The sequence below is a fragment of the Niabella digestorum genome, assembly GCF_036409055.1.
Lineage (GTDB): Bacteria > Bacteroidota > Bacteroidia > Chitinophagales > Chitinophagaceae > Niabella > Niabella composti.
In genome coordinates, this window is the sequence record NZ_JAZGLY010000001.1 from 97,187 (window position 1) to 115,976 (window position 18,790).

The 18,790-nt window shown below is 40.3% G+C and carries 12 protein-coding genes; 11 read left to right on the forward strand and 1 reads right to left on the reverse strand.

Annotation, left to right across the window (positions count from 1 at the left end; translation table 11 throughout):
- Window positions 1-19: 19 nt before the first annotated feature.
- The 8 genes from V2H41_RS00455 (at window position 20) to bglX (ending at window position 13,226) form a co-directional block, all read left to right on the forward strand.
- On the forward strand, window positions 20-1,369 hold the full coding sequence (locus V2H41_RS00455; protein ID WP_330973139.1) for a glucoamylase family protein: 1,350 nt from the start codon (window positions 20-22) through the stop codon (window positions 1,367-1,369).
- A gap of 191 nt (window positions 1,370-1,560) precedes the next feature.
- The gene (locus tag V2H41_RS00460; protein WP_330973140.1) at window positions 1,561-4,665 is read left to right on the forward strand and encodes a SusC/RagA family TonB-linked outer membrane protein; all 3,105 of its coding nucleotides are present in this window, start codon (window positions 1,561-1,563) and stop codon (window positions 4,663-4,665) included.
- A 92-nt stretch (window positions 4,666-4,757) separates the two neighbouring features.
- Window positions 4,758-6,305, forward strand: coding sequence for a RagB/SusD family nutrient uptake outer membrane protein (locus V2H41_RS00465; protein WP_330973141.1), 1,548 nt, complete (start codon window positions 4,758-4,760; stop codon window positions 6,303-6,305).
- A gap of 36 nt (window positions 6,306-6,341) precedes the next feature.
- A complete protein-coding gene (locus V2H41_RS00470; protein WP_330973142.1) occupies window positions 6,342-7,424 on the forward strand; it encodes a LamG domain-containing protein in 1,083 nt (360 codons plus the stop codon).
- Between the two features lie 367 nt (window positions 7,425-7,791).
- Window positions 7,792-8,373 carry a glycoside hydrolase family 16 protein gene (locus V2H41_RS00475; RefSeq protein WP_419784731.1) on the forward strand — a complete coding sequence of 194 codons (582 nt, stop codon included), beginning with the start codon at window positions 7,792-7,794 and terminating at the stop codon, window positions 8,371-8,373.
- A gap of 8 nt (window positions 8,374-8,381) precedes the next feature.
- Window positions 8,382-10,154 carry a family 43 glycosylhydrolase gene (locus V2H41_RS00480; protein WP_330973143.1) on the forward strand — a complete coding sequence of 591 codons (1,773 nt, stop codon included), beginning with the start codon at window positions 8,382-8,384 and terminating at the stop codon, window positions 10,152-10,154.
- Window positions 10,155-10,222: 68 nt separating this feature from the next.
- Window positions 10,223-10,897 carry a GDSL-type esterase/lipase family protein gene (locus V2H41_RS00485; RefSeq protein ID WP_330973144.1) on the forward strand — a complete coding sequence of 225 codons (675 nt, stop codon included), beginning with the start codon at window positions 10,223-10,225 and terminating at the stop codon, window positions 10,895-10,897.
- 43 nt (window positions 10,898-10,940) lie between these two features.
- Window positions 10,941-13,226 carry a beta-glucosidase BglX gene (gene bglX, locus V2H41_RS00490; protein WP_330973145.1) on the forward strand — a complete coding sequence of 762 codons (2,286 nt, stop codon included), beginning with the start codon at window positions 10,941-10,943 and terminating at the stop codon, window positions 13,224-13,226.
- Between the two features lie 51 nt (window positions 13,227-13,277).
- Here bglX and V2H41_RS00495 read toward each other — a convergent pair whose 3' ends face one another.
- Window positions 13,278-15,485 (reverse strand): HAD-IIB family hydrolase, encoded by a 2,208-nt coding sequence (locus V2H41_RS00495; RefSeq protein ID WP_330973146.1) that lies wholly within the window; start codon window positions 15,483-15,485, stop codon window positions 13,278-13,280.
- A 52-nt stretch (window positions 15,486-15,537) separates the two neighbouring features.
- On the opposite strand from V2H41_RS00495, the gene V2H41_RS00500 reads away from it, so the two are divergent.
- From V2H41_RS00500 to miaA, 3 genes are all read left to right on the forward strand, one after another.
- Window positions 15,538-17,034, forward strand: a complete 1,497-nt coding sequence (locus V2H41_RS00500; protein ID WP_330973147.1) for a glycoside hydrolase family protein — start codon at window positions 15,538-15,540, stop codon at window positions 17,032-17,034.
- Between the two features lie 199 nt (window positions 17,035-17,233).
- Complete coding sequence (locus tag V2H41_RS00505; RefSeq protein WP_330973148.1) at window positions 17,234-17,794, forward strand: IS1096 element passenger TnpR family protein; 561 nt, start codon at window positions 17,234-17,236, stop codon at window positions 17,792-17,794.
- A 40-nt stretch (window positions 17,795-17,834) separates the two neighbouring features.
- Window positions 17,835-18,743, forward strand: a complete 909-nt coding sequence (gene miaA / locus V2H41_RS00510; RefSeq protein WP_330973149.1) for a tRNA (adenosine(37)-N6)-dimethylallyltransferase MiaA — start codon at window positions 17,835-17,837, stop codon at window positions 18,741-18,743.
- Window positions 18,744-18,790: the final 47 nt, after the last annotated feature.

An 18,790-nucleotide genomic window follows, 5' to 3' on the forward strand; every position in this document is an offset into this window, starting at 1 on the left:
ATAATAAAAATTGTAAAAGATGATGAGGATTTTTTGTATTAGCATTCTTTTTATTGTTACAGGTTTTTCGTCTTTCTCACAAAAACCTGCTGTAAAGAGCCATGCTATTCCGTACACGTTGAAGATTGATAAAAACATTTCGGATTCGGCATTGGTAGATTTGGTACAGAAGCAAACCTTGCGATATTTCTGGGATTTTGCACATCCCGTAAGCGGTATGGCCAGAGAGAGAAGCAATGAGGCGTTCCATTACGGACATGAAGTGGTAACCACCGGAGGTACAGGATTTGGTGTAATGGCCATTATTGTGGGGGTGAATCGTGGATGGATCGAACGAGATACAGCTGCTCGCTTTTTATTGAAGATGGTTAACTTTTTGTATAAGGCAGATTCTTATCACGGTGTATTTCCACATTGGCTAAATGGTGAAACTGGTAGAACCATTCCCTTTAGTCGTAAGGATGATGGGGCTGACTTGGTAGAAACTTCTTTCCTTTTTCAGGGATTATTATGCGCCAGACAATATTTTAATCAGAACAATAAAGTAGAAAGTGAATTGCGCAATCGCATCACAGGGTTGTGGAATGATATAGAATGGAACTGGTTTACACGCGATGGCCGTGATGTACTATACTGGCATTGGAGTCCTAATAACGGTTGGGCGATGGATTTTCCGATTCGTGGATTTAATGAATGTTTGATAACTTATGTGTTAGCAGCATCTGCAACACGTTATCCGGTAAGTGCCGATGTTTATCACAAAGGATGGGCGCAGAGCAGTTTTTTCAACAATGGGAAAACTTTCTATAATTATGTACTTCCCTTAGGTTTTGATTATGGTGGGCCATTATTTTTCTCACACTATTCATTTTTAGGGCTGAGTCCGCAGGGATTGAAAGACAGGTATGCCGATTACTGGCAGCAAAATCAAAACCATACTTTGATTAATTATTCATACTGTGTGGATAATCCTAAAGGATTTAAAGGTTATGGCGAAAATTGCTGGGGACTTACAGCTAGTGATACCTACAATGGTTACAATGCTCATTCGCCCACCAATGATCATGGCACTATTACACCTACGGCAGCACTTTCCGCATTCCCTTATACGCCTGATAAGTCGATGAAAGCATTGCGCCATTTTTATGTCGATTTGGGAGATCAATTGTGGAGTGAATATGGCTTTAAGGATGCATTTAATCTTACACAAAACTGGTTTGCAGAATCGCATTTGGCTATAGATCAGGGACCTATTGTTGTGATGATCGAAAATTATCGAACAGGTTTATTGTGGAATTTATTTATGAGCATCCCGGAAGTTCAGAGCGGATTAAAAAAAATAGGATTTACCAGTCCATATATGAATTGAGTTTTAGAACTGTTAACGGATAGTTGGTATCTGTACCTAAACAAAAGCTTGTATGAAAAGTAATACGATTGCGACTGGATAATCCGATGAAAATAAAATAGACTGACAGTAATTCAACTATTGGACAACGATAACCGGAAGTCTGATGTGGCTTCTGAGCTTATTTATACTATAAAAATTAAATATTATCTATGAGAACAATTCTATTTTGGAGACTAATGCTAATTATTAGTCTAACAGGAGTGACGAAGCTTTCCGAAGCTTCTCTTGTAACTCATCTAACTGTTCCCTTGTATTATCAAGAGCAAAACATCGAAGTCAGAGGTAGAGTTACTAGCGATGATGGAACGCCTTTAGCCGGAGCAAGCGTTCAAGTGAAAGGGACCAACATCGGAACTACTACCAATGCTGAGGGATTTTATTCTTTAAGGGTTCCTTCTGCCGATGCGGTATTGGTGTTTTCTTCTGTGGGGCATCAGGAACAGGAGTATGCATTAAGTGGGGCAACTGAAGTAAATATTACTTTGGTGAAAACACAGGGTAGAATGGATGAAGTGGTAGTAATCGGTTATGGTACCGCCCGCAAGGGAGATGTAACCAGTTCCATTGCTACCGTTTCTCCGGAGACGTTGCAAAAAACTCCAAATGGTGCTTTGTTGAATGCAGTACAAGGTAATGTAACGGGTGTACAAATCAGCAGTTTTGGAGGTCCTGGAGATGTTCCAGAAATCAATATTCGCGGTATCAAATCACTCTATGGAGGAAGTGTTCTATACGTTGTGGATGGGGTATTCGTGGATAATATTGATTTTTTATCACCAAGCGATATTCAAGACTTCCAAATTTTGAAAGATGCTTCTTCTGCAGCTATCTATGGTTATAAAGCCGCTAACGGTGTAATAGTGATTACCACCAAAGGGGGCCGCTATAACAGAGATGCATCGATTACCTATTCAGGATACTACGGATGGCAAAGAGCCACCAATGTTATTAAGATGGCAAATGCGGAACAGTTTGTACGCTTTGCAAAAGAGTCGGGTTCCAACGCCGAAATCGAAAGTGTGAACATGGCAATAGCGCGTTACGGACGTAGCCGACTCAATCCTGAGTTGCCAGATGTTAATACCGACTGGTATAAAGAAGCTTTAAGAGTAGCTCCGATTATGAACCACGATGTTTCTGTTGATGGAGGTTCGGAAAGAGTCTCTTACTCCGTTGGAGGAAGCTTTTTCACTCAGGACGGTATATTAAATATGAAGAATAGCTATAAGCGTTATAATTTGAGACTTAAACTCGAAGCAAAAGCGAAGAAATGGCTGACCTTAGGGTCTGGTTTGGTGTATAGTAAAAGTGAGCGTTATGATGATAGCGGTCCCTGGCAAGAAATTTATTATGCTGTACCTATTTTGCCTGTGCTGGACCCCAATTATGAAGGTCAAACTGTATACTCAGCTCCTTACTCTTCTGCACGTGATATAGGTTATCGAGACCATCAGAATCCTTTTCCCAATATGTATAATATCGATCGTTTGGGAGAAAGAAGAAGAGTAACAGCAAACGTATATGGCGATTTTCATATTATTCCTAAAGAGCTGAACTTTAAAACCAGTCTTTCTTACAACAATAGGAACGATAATAACCGTCTGATGGATTTACCTTATTATATCCATGAGGCTTATCAAAGATCTTTGGCCAACTCATCCATTACCCGTTCCAATGTGCTGGAGGAAAACTATACATTCGATAATGTACTCACTTATAATAAAATTTTGGGCGACCATGATCTTACAGCCATGGCCGGTTTCTCATTCAGAGATGAAAAACTCAGCTACTCATGGAGTAAAGGTTATTTCTATGAAGGAAGTCCCTTCTCCAGAGAAAGCAAACAAACCTGGTATATCAATAATACCTCTCCCGAAACAAGAGAAACGCGTGATGCAGGGGATGGTGTTACGCCTAGCCGTGTATATAGTCGTTCTTATTTTGGTCGTTTGCAGTACAAATTTAAGAACCGTTACATCGCTTACTTTACTTTAAGAAATGAAGCAGCTAATAAGTACAACCAGCAAAGAGATATTACCCTGCCTTCTGTGGGTGTGGCTTGGATTGTTTCTCAGGAGAACTTTTTACAAGATGTAGAAGCTATCAACTTCCTGAAACTTAGAGCAGGCTGGGGTCGCCTAGCAAACGGTAACGTGCCTGTTGCTAGGGCTAAAAGTGCTACCGCTACATGGAGTGTATTTAACGATACCAGAGTGGATGGATTTATGTTCTCTACCTATGAAGATAGATTAGGATGGGAGTTTAATGAAGAGTTAAACGTAGGGCTTAACCTAGAAATGCTTCGTAGAAGGTTAACTATTGATGTGGATTACTTCGTAAAAAACACAAAAAATCTTGCTATTCCGGTATTACCTCAGGTGGGTAGCGAAACCAGTTACATGAATGTGGGTTCTATGCGTAACAGTGGTATTGAGGTATCGGTAAACTGGAGAGGTAAAATTTCAAATGACTTCGGCTATACTATTGGCGGAAACTTCAGCACACTGCATAATGAAATTACTGATCTGGCTGGCCAGCCTTTCCTAAATAGAGGTATGGCTGAGTTCCAACAAAGATTAGTAGTAGGACAGCCGTTTGATGTGTTTTATGGTTGGGATATAGTAGGGGTATATCAAAATCAAGCAGAAGTAGATGCAGATCCAGTTGCAAGAGCTGCAAATGCTGCAGCACCCGGAACTGTAAAACCAGGTTACTTCAAGTTCAGGGATGTGAACGGTGACGGCGTACTGGATGCTAATGACCGCGTTTATCTGGGCTCTCCAATTCCTACTTATTATTATGGTGCGAATCTGGGTCTGGATTATAAAGGATTTGACTTTTCTCTTCGCGTCTATGGTCAGGGAGGAAATATCATTTTAAATAGAAGCCGTGCCGAAGTGTTCAGAACTGCAGGCAGAAATATTGATGCCCAATTGGCTGAAAACAGATGGCATGGAGAGGGAACCACCAATAGCTATCCTTCTTCCGAAGGTTACAGAACCGGTTGGAACCAGAGAAACTCTCGTTTCTGGTTGGAGGATGGTAAATTCTTCAGAGTTCAGAACGTACAGCTGGGGTATACCATTCCCAAAAACGATAAAATTCCTGAAATGCGCTTCAGCTTTACTGCAGACAGACCGTTCATCTGGTCTAAAAGTAAATCTACCAATGTTGAAGTGGGATTCGATGGTGTTGACTTAGATACCTACCCAATTCCTGCTGTATTTACATTAGGCTGGAGTGTGAAGTTCTAAAAATATTAGCAGCAAAAGATGAAAAAGATGTTATCAGCCATGAGTGATTGTTAGCATTAAAGTTTTCATCCGATTATTTAAAAAATGAACCAATGAAAAAGAAAATTTACATATTAGGTCTGTTAAGCATAGTAATGCTTTCTATAAGTTGCAATAAGCAACTTAATGCGCCCCGAGAGTTGGAAACAGTAGGAGGTGATGTCGATTATACCAACCCCAGCGCCGCAAGAGCCGCATTGGTGGGGGCATATTCCACTTTTCTAAACTTTTATTGGGAACAACTGGCCTTGCTTCAGGTAAGAGGTGATGACGTCAATTCTGGTGGAGGAAAATCAGCTCCGTATGACCAGGAACCCTATCATGATATCGATTTATTTAATTACGATGCCAACTATTGGATGCTGAATAGTACTTGGGACGGTATGTTTCAAAATGTGTTGCAGATTACAGCCCAGATGGAGCAATTGGAAATTTTCAAACAAAATGGAGTGAATGCCTCATTAATCGATCAGTACATTGCCGAGTGTAAAGTGTTGAGGGCTTTTATAACACTACAGCTATCCAGAACTTGGGGTGGTGTATTCAAGGTGGCCTCTACCGATCAGGCTGCTCTTGAGGTATTGCCTAAGGAAGATATCATGAGATGGATTATTGAGGATATGGATGATGCAGCTTCCAAATTGCCTGATATGCATCCGAATCAACGTACCGACCTGAAAGGAGGTGTAACAAAATATACTGCATTAGCGATAAAAGCAATGGCCCAGCAAGAGTTGAAAGATTATCCCGGTGTGGCTGCTACCACTGCCCTCATTATCAACTCTGGAAAATTCAGCTTACACAACGACTTCAATAAGCTGTTCAAAACTGCAGGAAAACTTTCCAATGAAAACCTTTTGGAGTTGCAGTATTCTGATTTTAATACTGGTTCGGGAGAAAGCCGCAACTATCTGGGTGCGTTCTTCGGACCTCCGGCCTGGAATCCTGTTGTAAGTACTGTAACTACAGGATGGGGCTTTTATGAACCAAGTGATAAGTATATCAAATTTATGCTTAGCCGTGGTGAGCGCATTCGTCTGCAAACGAGTGTCATTTTTACTCCCTCTGGAATTGATAGAATCAAGGCAGATCCTGCTTATGCGACACTTCCTGGATGGGTATCTAATACTACACAGGAAGGTGATGTTTTTCTGGATAATCCGAGGGCGTACTTTTTTAGTGGAAAGCATTACCTGCCCTCAATAGAAAACATTCCGGGAAGAACAGGATATGCCAGCAACAAAAACTACATCTGTATTCGTTATGCCGAAATATTGTTGATGTATGCAGAAGCTGTTACAAGAGGGGGCGCTGCAGGAGCAGGAAGCGCAGATGCAGCAGTAAATCTAGTACGGACCAGAGCTGGTATGCCTGCATTAAGCGGTGTAACAAGCCAACAGGTGATGGATGAAAAATACGCCGAATTGGCAATGGAATGGGGAATTAGATTCTATGATATGATTCGCCTCGAAAACACAACAGAGTTGAGCTACGATGGTAGAACTTTTGCTATGAATAAAAAGTACCTCCCTTATCCATTAGCGGCATTGGATAAAAGCTTTTTGCTGAAACAATATGCAGACACGCATCCTGAGCATTAATCCAATCTTATTTAAAAATGATAAAACATTTGATATATGAAAACTGTGTTTAAACATATAACTGCAGGAATTCTGCTATCGCTGTCCTTAATGGCCTGCAAGAAGGGATACATCGACCCCATTTCAAAGGTAGATCCCGGGCCTGATGAGTCTGCTCCTACCATTAATATCATTAGTCCTTCATCAGATGTGCAATATCCGGCTACTACTGATGTTGCTAATTTTGATTTTAAGTTTGATGTGAAGGATGATATTGAGCTGGCAAAGGTGGATATTTACCTGAATGAAACTTTATTAAAATCGTATGAGGACTTTATAGATTATCGCGGGATATCAGAGACCTATACTTATGCCAACCTCGGTGTGGGTACTCATACGTTTAAAATAGTTGCTACTGATTTGTCTGGTAAAAGCACAACAAAATCTTATACATTTAATATTACCAAGTACAACAAGGTCCTCGACAGCGAAACTTTATATGTTCCGTTCAATCCAGGAGGGGACTATAAAGATTTGATCAACTTTGTAAACCCTACTATTAATGGAGCTCCTAGCACTACAAGTGTTTCTGAAGGAAAAGTAGGGGCAGCTTATAGGGGTGCTGCGGATGCTTATCTGTCTTATCCGCTTGCAGGACTGCATGGTCCTAATAACGAAATCAGCTTTGCATTCTGGTATAAGCTGAATAATGTTCCTGACAGATCCGGCTTGGTAGTCGTAGGGAATCCAAGTATTGCTAATAATGACGAAAGCCGTAGATATGGTTTCAGATTGTTCAGAGAAGGGGCCAATCAGTTGATAAAGATTAATGTAGGAAACTCAACAGGTGAAACTTGGATTGAGACTCCATCAATGTCTTCTAATGTAGGTGTATGGAGGTTCATCACCGTTACCATTTCACCTACCGAAACCAAGATATACGTAGATGGAGTACAAGTTGCTTCTGGAACGTATACATCTAAGCTAGAGTTGTCAGGTTGTACCACCATCGAGCTTGGCTCGGGCGGTCCTACATTCTCATATTGGGATCATAAGTCCGATTTAAGTCTTTATGATGAATTCAGAGTATTCAACAAAGTCTTGACACAAGCAGAAATACAACAAATCATGAATGAGTAGTTAGTGTTGGTATACTCTCCAAAGCAGGCAAATTGTATTTGCCTGCTTTTATTGTTTGATGAGTGTGGATGAGTCGGGAATTTAGATGTATCTTACATTTTATAAAATGCATTGCTGGAAATGAGATTTGTTTTTCTGTTGTTTTGCTATTGGGGGGTTGACAAACGCTTGCTTGAATACAGCACCACCTAAGTTGTATGGAAGAGCATCTGATTTCGCGGATCAACCTGTATGGGAATAGCATTTTAATAAAGATGGGCAGCCGGATACTGCCATCTGGAGTTATGATATCGGAGATAATGGTTGGGGAAATAACGAGCTCCAGTATTATACAGATGCTATTACTAATGCAGTTATAAGGAACGGAATGTTGCATATTATTGCTTTAAAAGAGCAACGAGGTAAGAGTCGTTATACGTCCGCAAGATTAGTTACTCGGCACAAAAAGGATTTTTTATATGGTCGTATAGAAGTGAAAGCAAAACTACCGGCAGGAGTAGGAACCTGGCCTGCTATATGGATGCTCCCTACAGATTGGAGTTATGGAGGTTGGCCACAGTCGGGCGAAATTGATATTATGGAACATGTAGGCAAGGATGAAGGTATGGTACATTTTAGTGTACATACAGCTGCATACAATCATATACAGGGTACACAAAAAACAGCTCAGCAAAAAGTTTCAAATGCAACTTCTGATTTTCATTTGTACCGCGTAGACTGGACGCCTGATTATATTAAAGGGTTCTTCGATGATCGAGAAGTCTTTAGTTTTGAAAACGACCATAAAGGAGATTATAACACATGGCCTTTTGATAAAAAGTTTTATTTGCTTCTCAATATTGCCATTGGTGGTAACTGGGGAGGACCCGATGTAGATGAACATATTTTTCCTGCAGCAATGGTGATTGACTATATCAAGTATTATCCTTTCATAGGTAAAAGCGAATAATGATGGTTATGAAAAAATATGGAATATTGTTGATAATGAGTTTGACGTGCTTTTTTTCATGTGCTGAAGTTGTAGCCCAAAGGCAGACATATTGTAATCCGATCAACATTGATTACGGATATACACCTATTCCAAACTTCAGTACTTGGGGAAGACATCGTACTACAGCGGATCCAGTTATCGTAAATTATAAAGGGGATTATTATTTATTTAGCACTAATCAATGGGGTTATTGGTGGAGCAGTGATATGCTGAACTGGAACTTTATTTCCAGAAGTTTTTTAAGACCTTGGAATAAAACTTATGACGATCTGTGCGCACCTGCTGTGGGTATTATTGGCGATACCATGATTGTAATGGGCTCCACCTATACTAGAGATTTTACCATATGGATGAGCACAAATCCTAAGGGCAATGAATGGAAGCCGCTGGTGGATTCCTTTGATATCGGAGGTTGGGACCCTGCTTTCTTTACCGACGACGACGGACGACTCTACATGTACAACGGAAGCAGTAATGTGTACCCTATTTATGGCGTTGAACTAGATAGAAAAACATTAAAACCACAAGGAGCCAGAAAAGAGCTATATTTCTTGGAATCTTGGCGTTATGGATGGCAACGTTTCGGAGAGCATATGGATAATACTTTTCTCGATCCTTTCATCGAAGGAACCCATATGACTAAGTATAAGGATAAATATTATTTGCAATACGGTGCACCGGGTACGGAATTCAGCGGTTATGCGGATGGATTGCTGGCGGGAAATGGTCCATTAGGTCCGTTTGAAGCACAGAGCGATCCGCTAAGTATTAAGCTAGGTGGATTTGTAAGAGGAGCAGGACATGGTGCTACTTTTCAGGATAATTATAATCAATACTGGCATGTTGCAACTACAGTAATCTCTGTTAAAAATACTTTTGAACGCAGAATAGGAATATGGCCTACGGGATTTGATGAAGATGATGTGATGTGGTGCAATACTACCTTTGGTGATTACCCTCATTACATTCCATCTCCCGATATAAAAAGCGAATATGGAAAAGATGGTTTGTCTCCTTACTTTACTGGGTGGATGCTCCTAAATTATAACAAACCCGTTCAGGCTTCGTCTACACTTGGTGCATATGTACCCAATAATGCTGTGGATGAGTTAATCAAAACTTACTGGAGTGCTAAGACGGGAAATAAGGGAGAGTGGTTTCAGTCAGATTTAGGAAATATATCCACTGTATATGCTATTCAGATTAATTATGCAGATCAGGATGTGGATGATGACAGGTTGGGTAAAAGAACCGACCAGTATCATCAGTATAAACTATTCTATTCGATTGACGGAAAGAGGTGGAATCTCCTAGTAGACAAGAGCAATAATAAAAAGGATGTTCCTCATGATTATGTGCAACTCGAAAAACCTGTGCAGGCTCGTTATATAAAAATTGAGAATATTTACATGCCTACAGGTAAATTTGCATTGAGTGGATTCAGGGTATTTGGCCATGGCAATGGGGCGCGTCCCGATTCAGTTCAAGACTTCGTCGTATTAAGAACTGAAAAAGATAAGCGAAGTGCTTTCATTAAATGGAAGCCTGTAGACAATGCTTATGCCTATAATATTTTTTATGGCACGCATCCTGATAAACTTTATACGAGTATTATGGTGCATAGTAATAATGAGTACTGGATGAAAGCAATGGATGCCAAAAGAACTTACTACTTCAGTATTCAAGCTGTTAATGAGAACGGTGTAAGTGAGCGAAGCAAAGTGATTAAGGTGGATTAATCCTTAATGGATTATTTTTTGAAAGCATATTAATATATAAAGAGGATAATTTGATTAAAATATAAAGTATGAAAAAACTTAACTGGATTGTATTCTTTGTACTGATTTTTTTTGCACACAACGCAGTAGCACAACAGCCTTTTCCATATTGGAAAGATGTACAGAAATTTAAACAGCAAGATAGCATTGCCTTTCCCGAATCCAATCAGATTTTGTTTATAGGTAGTTCTTCTTTTACCAAATGGAAAGATGTGAATGACTATTTCCCAGGTTATAAAATTTTGAACAGGGCCTTTGGAGGATCCCGTCTGGTAGATTTGATTCGCTACCGATATGAAGTCATCTATCCGTATAATCCACGTCAGATAGTTATTTACTGTGGTGAAAATGATTTTGCGGCAAAAGATAATCCTTCAGTGGATGAAGTAATGGAACGTTTTAATACATTATATAAGCTTATCAGAAGCAAATATCCTACTGTTCCTTTAGCTTATGTGGCTATGAAACCAAGCCCTAGTAGGGAACATTTGCTACCCAAGTTTTCTGAAGCCAATAAAAGAATTAAGCAATTACTGGCAAAAGATAAAAACGCAGCATTTATTGATGTCTATCCCTTAATGTTTAATAAAGATGGCAGCATCATGAAAGACATATTTGTCGAAGATAATTTACATATGAACGCAAAAGGGTATGCTATTTGGCAAAAGGCTATCAAACCTTATTTGAAAAAACCTGCCCGATAGCATTCGTTACAATATTTGATGGATTCGCGAAAAGTTGCACTCTATGAAAAAAAATATCACATTCGTTATAACATTTGTCATTTTATTATTACAAACCGGATTTGCTCAGCAACAGCACGATGCAGAGATGCATCGTTTTATTACTGCGTTAATGAGCAAAATGACGCTGGATGAAAAAATAGGGCAGCTTAACCTTCCTAGTGCCGGAGAGTTTACTACCGGTACCGCTACCAATTCTGATATTGGTATCAGCGTAAAAAAAGGACTGGTGGGCGGACTATTTAATATTAAGGGGGTGGATAAAATTAAGGCTATACAAAGGGTAGCGGTAGAGGAAAGTCGTATGAAAATACCGTTGCTATTTGGTATGGATGTAATCCATGGTTATGAAACCGTATTTCCCATTCCTTTAGGATTGTCCTGCACCTGGGATTTGAAAGCCATTGAGCAGTCAGCACGTATTGCGGCCATCGAGGCCAGTGCAGATGGTATCGCATGGACTTTTAGCCCAATGGTAGATATCTCGCGCGATCCTCGTTGGGGAAGAGTTTCTGAAGGTAATGGTGAGGACCCTTATCTGGGCTCCATGATTGCCAAAGCCATGGTAAAAGGTTATCAGGGCGATTTAAAAGCCCGAAACAACATTCTAGCTTGTGTAAAACATTATGCCCTTTATGGCGCAGGCGAAGCCGGTCGTGATTATAATACGGTAGATATGAGCCGCATCCGTATGTATAACGAGTATTTTCCACCTTATAAAGCAGCAGTGGATGCAGGGGTAGGAAGCGTAATGGCTTCCTTTAATGAAGTAGATGGAATTCCGGCAACTGCTAATAAATGGTTGCTAACGGATGTGCTTCGCAAGCAATGGGGCTTTAAAGGTTTTGTAGTAACTGATTACACCGGTATTAATGAAATGATCGATCATGGTTTAGGAGATTTGCAAACCGTATCGGCATTAGCGTTAAAAGCAGGAATTGATATGGATATGGTGGGAGAGGGTTTTCTGAAAACATTGAAGAAATCCTTACAAGAAAACAAAATAACCCTTGCGGAGATTGATGCAGCCTGCCGTCGCGTGCTGGAAGCAAAATACAAACTAGGATTGTTCAAAGACCCTTATAAATATTGCGATGAAAATCGTGCTAAAACCGAAATCTTTACAGCCGAGCATCGTAAAATAGCTAGGCAGATTGCTGCACAAAGTTTCGTTCTGCTGAAAAATGCTAATAATACATTACCACTTAAAAAGTCGGGCACTATTGCACTGGTGGGGCCGCTGGCCGATGCTGCCAATAATATGACTGGCACTTGGAGTGTAGCCGCACAGCATGAAAAGTCTGTATCTGTACTGGCTGGATTAAAACAGGTGTTAGGAGATAAAGCAACGATTTTATATGCCAAAGGTAGTAACCTCACTGCCGATCCGGCTTTGGAAGAAAGAGCTACAATGTTTGGTAAAGGATTAAATCGCGATGCACGTAGTGAGGATGAACTGGCAAAGGAGGCATTGGAGATTGCTGCTAAAGCCGATGTAATTATCGCCGCTATGGGCGAATCTGCCGAGTTTAGCGGAGAAAGCAGTAGCCGTACCGATTTGAATATTCCTGATACACAAAAGAAGTTATTGAAAAAACTGGTAGCTACTGGCAAACCCGTGGTACTGGTATTATTTACAGGACGTCCGTTAACGCTTACTTGGGAAGACAAAAATGTACCCGCAATTCTTAATGTGTGGTTTGGAGGAACTGAAGCCGGTACGGCCATTGCCGATGTTTTGTTTGGAGATGTGAACCCTTCAGGGAAGCTTACCATGACTTTCCCTCAGAATGTGGGACAGATTCCTATTTATTATGCACATAAAAATACCGGTCGCCCGCTTGCCGAAGGTCAGTGGTTTCAAAAATTCCGCAGCAATTATATTGATGTAAATAATGATCCATTGTATTCTTTCGGGTATGGACTTAGTTACACTACATTCTCTTATGGTGATGTACAGTTAAGTAGTACTTCTTTGAAAGGTAATCAAACTTTAAAAGCAAGTATTACCATCTCCAACACAGGAAAATACGACGGTGCAGAAGTTGTGCAATTGTATATACGCGATCTAGTAGGATCTGTTACCCGTCCGGTTAAAGAGTTGAAAGGGTTTCAGAAAATCATGCTGAAGGCAGGAGAAACCCAAACAGTAACTTTTAACATCACTACTGAGGATTTAAAATTTTATAACAGCGAATTAAAATATGATTGGGAGCCCGGCGAATTTGAGATCATGATTGGCGGAAATTCAAGAGATGTAAAGACTGCTAAAGTGAATTGGGCGAAATAGATGTAGCATATTACTTGTAAAAGTTACCGGGAGTATTAAAAAAGCAGATTCCTATTTTCTGGAATCTGCTTTTTTTTCGGAAGTGTTTTCTTTTTGTTTTTCTGATGGCTTGGAATAAAAAATAATACCTTCCAATAAACCTTTTGCCAATGGTTGTTGGGCAAAGTATACGGTTTTTTTGTTCCTGAGAATCTCCAGTTCTTTGCTGTAATCTGCTGCTACAATTCCTTTAACTCTTCCCTGTAACATATCCAGATCATTGCCACCATTACCGGCTGTAAAGAACTGTTCTACCGGCAATTTCCATTTGTAGCTGAGATAACGGACTGCATTACCTTTTCCTGCACGACGAGGTATGATGTCTAAAAATCGGTTATCGGTAAGCAGAATCTTTGCATGAAGTTTTCTATCATCCAAGAGCTTATTGATATGCGCCAGCTCGTCATCGCCAAAATCGTTCGACACATAGTAGCTGATCTTATAAGGCCACTGTGCATCTTCCTCCTGCATTTGCAAGTAAGGGAGTGAAGCTAGTGTTTGTACAATAGCTTCTCGTTTCCATTGATGATTAATATGTTTCTCCCATCCACGATCGGGTATAAATTCAGTAGTATAATAAAGCTCTGTACCCGCAGAGCATATTATAATATCGGGTTTCAGTAGTGGATGTTTTGCCAGTGCCTGTTTGAGAAGATGTTTATTTCTACCACTCGAGATGCCAAATGCCACGCGATGTTCTTGTATCCATTGCATCAGTTCAGCAAGGCCTTCGCTACGGTCTCCTTCAATTAAGGTGCCATCCAGATCACTGATGAAAAAAACTTCGGCCGAAGAGAGTTTTTTACCAAAGGATGATTGAGACTGGAACTTTTCAGCCTTATGGGCAAAAATTTCATCGATAGCGGCAATATACCGTTCGGCGTGTTTTTTCCAGGTATAATCCTCGGCTCCGGCTTTCACACCGTTTGCTGAGTATTGCTCCCAGAGTGTTTCATCGGCAATAATTTTTTTAATAGCATGTGCGATAGCTTCGGTATCTTCTACATCCACCAGAATACCGTTTTGTGCCGATTCTACAATTTCCTTAGGACCACCGGTGGGTGAGGCTACAATAGGTAAACCACAAGCAGCTGCTTCGATTATTGTGAGTCCAAAGTTTTCTCCGGGAGTAGCATTTACAAACACACCTTTCTTACGTGCTGCTATGCGATAAATTTCGGGAACCTCTCTGCTAGGATCATTTTTCTTTGGTAAAGCCATCTTTCCGTATAAGTCATACTTATCCATCAGCAGTAGCAGATTGGTCAGTATTTCTTTTTCATCATCCGGCATTTCCGTAATATCTTTTCGAACACCCGCAAAAATGGCTAGATTGGCCATGGCTTGTAATTCTTTATCTTGCCCATAGCTGGTAATTAGCGATTCAAAATTTTTTCGCTTATCGGCACGGCCAATGGATAGAATAAGAGGCTTCTCTGCATTAAAAAGAAAACGTTCAATTTCAGAATTAATTCTGTGTAATGCCTGTTCTTGCTCGATGGTCATAGTAAATGAGGGCATTTCCAGGCGGTAATAAGGGTAGAAAACATCGGTGTTGATACCAGGGGGATTGACTTTAAATGTAGCCTTATGTTTATTATGATAGTCCTTATACTGGGTGTTGATTTCATGTTGGGTACTGGTGATAATCATGTCGGCTTGTTCCAGAATATTCTCCTCCACCCTGATTCTTTTTTCCATATTGAACTTGTCATTGATTTTCTTTTCCGTCCATCCTTGACTGAGGAGAATGTTTTTCTTGTTGCGGCCTAATGAGTGTCCCGTTGCAATAAAGGGCAGTGAGAATATCTTGCTAAGTTCGCAAGCTATGTAATTGCCATCGGCATAATGCCCGTGCAATATATCCGGAAAATCATCTTCTTCTTCATTAAAGCGAATAGTGTTGTTAATAAATTCATCCAGATGATCCCAGAGTTGCTCTTTTTCCTTATAAGTGCTGCCTCCGCATTCGATCCTTATTATTCTTGCTTTTTCATTTACAATTTCAATAGGCTGACTATACGATGTGGAGACGCGTCTATCGGAAATTCGGCGGGTGAATAAATCTACTTTTCTAACTTGAGGATGCTGTGATAAAGCTTCCAATAATTCTAAAACATATTTCACTTGCCCACCTGTGTCTTTGTCTCTACCAATCTCTGGGTTCTTATAGCGGATAAGTCCGTGAGGGCTAAATAATTGTATATAATACTCTTTCATATCTACGGATAAGTGTTTGAGGATAGGTGGAATATAAGTATTTTTATCGGAAATGCAGCAAATCCAAAGACGTTTTTATTCCGGTTCTGGTTTTAGTGACTGGGAAATAGGCGATGTAACTATTATACTGCACAACGGCGTCTATCATCTTTTTCATCTCATTATTCCCAATCATGATTACATCGCGCATGCCGTTTCCAAAGATTGTATATCCTGGAAGCGTGTAAAAAATGCGCTATTTGTAGGCGATCCCGGTGAATGGGATGATGATATGCTGTGGACGATGCATGTATATAAAACCGCCGATGGATTTGAAATGTATTATACCGGGTTGCAGCGAAAGCTCCGGGGAACGAATTCCTTAATAGGTAGGGCGTTTTCTAAGGATTTATATCATTGGGAAAAAAAGAATGAAGGGGTATTCCCCATCGAGTCCAAGGGTCCTTATTATGAAAGTGTAGAAAACAATCCTCGTAAGTGGTTGAGTTTTAGAGATCCGTTTCGTTTCGATTATAACAATCAGACTTATTTTCTGGTATGTGCCCGAGTATCGCATGGGCCTATATCGCGCCGAGGATGTATCGGTCTATTGCAGTATCATGAAAACAAGGTTACTTATTTGCCGCCCCTACATTTTCCAATGGTGTATGACGATCTGGAGTGTCCCTGTATCTTTCAGTTGAACGGGCGCCACTATATTATTGCATCCATAAGAGAAGATGTAAAAGTACGTTACTGGTTCAGTAGCGATATATTGGGGGAGTATCATGCCTTTCATTCTAATGTTTTGCTACCGCAAGGGAACTATGCCGCTCGGGTAGTAGAAAGCAAAAACGGAAAATTGTTGATTTATTCGTTTTTCTATACATCGGGCATGATTAATTCTTATCGGGTGTTTCTTCCTCCCAAGCAATTGGACACCGATGATAGGGGAAGGCTTTTATTGAAGAGTTTCGATCACTGGGAAGAGGTGGCGTATGACGCGGTACAGCAAAATCAGTTCTCTACAGTTAAACAATTATTTAATAATCCTACTGCTACTTTTATCAAGGAAGATAACCGTTGGGTGATGGGCTCTCGAAGCGGATACGAAATATTTGTGTTTGAAAAACCTGCAGACGATTTTATTTGGGAAGGTGTGATATCGGTGGAAGGAATGGGAAAACTGGGATTGGTAACCGACATGGATGAGGAAGGATCGGGATACTATTTTGCTTTTGATGTAATCAACGGCCATGTGGAACTACGTGCTTGGGGGTTCAACGATGCGGATATCCGCTCCAACTTTAAGTTTAAAGTGTTACAGGATAATGTTTTTACCATTAATCCCAAATACACGTACCATTTCAAACTTATTCGCTACGGTAATTATATCGAACTCGTTATTGATGGATTGGTAAAGCTTACTTTAATCGACTATACTTACAGTAATAAGTATATCGGACTTTACTCGGCTTCCTCCGTAGTATCGCTCAATAATAGTTTCATTAAAAAATTACCACCTTTAGAAGACGAATATTTATCTGATCAGGATATCTTTCTAAACTGATTTATCCTCTTTTCGTTTAAAACAATCGATGCGCTACAGACTTTTCTGATCAACCTACAAGAAGTTATTTGACAATGAAGAAAGGTGTTTGTAATCACATTGTTTTTTAGGGTATTATAGCAAAGAGGAGTAACGCATACGATATTTTAAATTGAAGGCACTCTTATTTACTTTTACAGAAACTTTGTACCTTCGGCATATGGCAGTTTTTAAATTCAGGGTATATTTTGAGGAAGACGAGAGCATTTATAGGGATGTGGTAATTAAGCATACGCAGACCTTTTTGGATCTGCATCATGCCATATTGAAGGCGTATGAGTTTGACAACAAACATCAGGCAACCTTTTACAGGAGTAATGATAACTGGCAACAAGGACGGGAAATAACGCTGGAAAAATACGACAAACCATATAAGGCCGAACCCCTTTTGATGGCCGAGACTACTATTGGATCCGAAGTACGTAATACTAATCAGAAATTTACCTATACCTATGATTTTCATAAGCAATGGGGGTTTCTGATAGAATTGATTAATGTGGCGAAGGACGAAGATAGCCGCTTGGACTATCCCGCTGTTGTACGTTCGGAAGGTATCGGGCCCAAGCAGTATGGTACAAAAGGGTTGCTAGGAGACAGGTTTGCGGATATTGAGGAGAAGTACGATCTGGTGCGCGGTGCCGAGGGGTTTAACGAAAAGGATGAAGAGGGTGAAGATTATGGTTTTGAAGATGCTAGCGATGATTATCAAGATGAAGATTAATAATTGTTAAAGACATCAGACCATTGATATAAAAAAGGAATTGCATCATCAAAAATCGATTATTGTAATAGCCGGACCTACCGCCGTAGGTAAAACTACCTACGCTATTGAAGTGGCCCGATATTTTAATACAGTCATTCTTTCTGCAGATAGCCGGCAGTGTTTTAAGGAACTCAATATAGGTGTGGCAAGGCCAACCCCGGAAGAGCTGGCGCAAGTACCTCATTTTTTTATAGCCTCGCACAGCATACACGACGATATTAGTGCGGCATGGTACGAAACCTATGCGTTGGAACTGCTTAAAAAGTTGTTTCAGCAGTATAATACGGTAGTGGTTACCGGAGGAACCGGACTGTATATTAAGGCTCTTGTAGAGGGACTGGATCTCATTCCGCCGGTGGAGAACCATATCCGTCAGCACGTCATCAGCCATTATGAAACTCATGGTATAGGCTGGTTGCAGGAGCAGTTACAACAGCTCGATCCTTGGTTTGTAAAAGAAGGAGAGATGAAGAATCCGCAGCGCATGATGCGAGCTCTTGAAGTAGTATTAGCTACCGGTAGATCAATCATTAGTTACAGAAACACGGGCAGGATACCCCGTAATTTTAATATCTATCAGATTGGTTTGGAACGTCCTCGCGAAGAACTCTATGAGCGTATCAATCAAAGAGTAGATGTGATGATGGCGGCAGGTTTGGAAGCCGAAGCGCGGGAACTCTATCCATATAGACATTTAAATGCACTGCACACTGTAGGTTATAAGGAACTTTTTGACTATTTCGACAATAAATGCTCTCTCGATGAGGCTGTGGCTTTAATCAAGCAAAATACCCGACGTTATGCCAAGCGCCAGATGACCTGGTTTAAAAAACAACAGGGTATGAAATGGATTAATCTTAGTCAAACCGATTCTATATCTCCGGTAATTGCAGAACTATCCCAATAATTACTTGTTATTTCACAGGCCTCTGTTTAAAAACTGGTAAATAGCAG